The 2,500-nt window shown below is 43.8% G+C and carries 1 protein-coding gene; it reads right to left on the bottom strand.

The genetic code is table 11. The annotated features are described in order from the left end of the window. Positions 1-2,355 (bottom strand): DNA gyrase subunit A (gene gyrA, locus SORDD16_RS04140; protein ID WP_061452480.1); only part of this gene is annotated, 2,355 nt, incomplete at its 3' end. Positions 2,356-2,500 lie beyond the last annotated feature (145 nt).

Below are 2,500 nucleotides of genomic sequence, written 5' to 3'. Positions count from 1 at the left end.
CATAGTTGAGCGTCCTGTTTGCGAAATATTGGCAACATTTGTTCGAATCATGACCCCTGTATCCGTGATGATCATCAAGTCTTCATCGCCCTTAACGGTTAAGAGACCCGCGAGTGGACCATTTTTCTCAGCAATATTGGCTGTCTTCATTCCTTTACCACCCCGACCTTTAGTTGGATATTCAGTGGCAAGGGTACGCTTACCGTATCCTTTTTCCGTGATGATAAGAACCTCGTCCTGGTCGGTAATGATACTAGCACCAACTACTGTGTCACCCTCACGAAGATTGACTCCTCGAACACCTGTCGCGATACGGCTCATGCCACGAACAGCTGACTGATTAAAACGAATAGCATAACCAAAATTGGTACCAATGATAATATCCGTGTCTTCTTCTGTCAATAGAACATTTATCAATTCGTCCTCATCCTTGAGATTCAGGGCCTTCAGCCCATTTTGACGAATATTGGCAAATTCTTTTACACTGGTTCTCTTCACGATACCGTGACGGGTTGTGAAGAAGAGATAAGCGTCATCACTCCGTTCAGACTCAACGTTGATAATAGTCTGAATACTCTCCCCTTCGTCCAACTTCAAAAGATTAACCACTGGCAATCCTTTAGCAGTTCGACCATACTCAGGAATTTCATAGCCTTTTAGTCGGTAAACACGACCCTTGTTTGTAAAGAAGAGCAGGTGATCATGGGTGCTAGTCGAAACCAACTCCCGAACAAAGTCATCATCCTTAACTCCAGTACCTTGAACTCCACGACCACCACGTTTTTGAGCAGTGAACTCACCTTGGTCCAAACGTTTGATGTAGCCCTTATTAGATAGGGTAATCAAAACATCTGTTTCTTCAATCAAATCTTCATCTTCAAGAGTTAAGACTTCTCCGATCATCAACTCGGTACGACGCTTGTCACCAAACTTGCGTTTGACTTCGTCCAATTCTTCTTTGATGATTTGCGCCACGCGCTCTGGTTTAGCAAGAATATCAGCCAAATCTGCAATCAAGGCAATCAATTCATCATATTCAGACTGAATCTTATCGCGTTCCAACCCTGTCAAACGACGAAGACGCATATCAAGGATAGCCTGACTTTGACGCTCAGAAAGCTTAAACTTGCTCATCAACTCAGCTTGCGCTTCCGCATCCGTTTCACTAGCACGGATAATACGAATCACTTCGTCAATATGATCTAGCGCAATTAAAAGACCTTCTAAGATATGCGCACGCGCTTCTGCTTTTTCCTTGTCAAAACGAGTACGGCGAACAACCACTTCTTTTTGGTGCTCGATATAAGCATCCAAAATTTGACGAAGGGACAAGATTTTTGGCACACCATTTTGAATCGCCAGCATATTGAAACCAAAGTTGGTTTGCATCTGGGTCATCTTGAAAAGGTTATTAAGGATAACATTGGCAGACGCGTCGCGTTTAACCTCGATTACGAAACGGACCCCTTCACGGTTGGACTCATCACGTACGGCTGTAATGCCCTCAAGGCGTTTTTCCTGAACCAAGCGAACAATATGTTCATGCACCTTGGTTTTATTGACCATGTAAGGGAATTCCGTTACAACGATGCGCTCACGACCCGTCTTAGTGGTTTCAATCTCTGTACGAGAACGAAGGACAATGGAACCTTTACCAGTCTCATAAGCCTTATGGATACCTGATTTCCCCATGACAAGAGCACCGGTTGGAAAATCTGGACCAGGCAAGACTTCCATCAAGTCCTTAGTCGTCACTTCAGGATTGTCCATGACCAACTTCACTGCATCAATGGTTTCACCCAAGTTGTGAGGAGGAATGTTGGTAGCCATCCCTACGGCAATCCCAGTTGCTCCATTGACCAAAAGGTTTGGAAAACGAGCTGGCAAGACCAAGGGTTCACGTTCGTTAGCATCGTAGTTGTCTACGAAATCAACTGTGTTTTTATTGATATCACGAAGCATTTCAAGAGCAATTTTGCTCATGCGTGCCTCAGTATACCGCTGCGCGGCAGCACCGTCCCCGTCCATAGATCCAAAGTTCCCATGCCCATCGACAAGCATGTAACGGTAGCTCCACCACTGAGCCATACGGACCATGGCTTCATAAATAGAGGAATCTCCGTGTGGGTGGTATTTACCCATAACATCCCCTGTAATACGGGCTGATTTTTTATGAGGTTTGTCTGGTGTAACACCTAGTTCATTCATTCCGTAAAGAATACGACGGTGAACAGGTTTTAAGCCATCTCGAACATCAGGGAGAGCACGCGCAACGATAACACTCATGGCGTAGTCGATAAAGCTGGTCTTCATCTCCTTTGTCAGATTGACATTCACTAAATTTCTATCCTGCATTAATAAATGCCTCATTTCACTATTAGTAGTTAGGTATATTATACCATAATTTGTTCTTCATTTCAGTTCCTAGAAATCACTAAAACGTTTACATCGATAACCGAATAGAATATTCGTGACAAAGCTTTTTAAAAGTGATAGAATG

The organism is Streptococcus oralis, from assembly GCF_001578945.1.
Lineage (GTDB): Bacteria > Bacillota > Bacilli > Lactobacillales > Streptococcaceae > Streptococcus > Streptococcus oralis_Q.
This window is presented reverse-complemented; position numbering and strand designations above follow the sequence as displayed.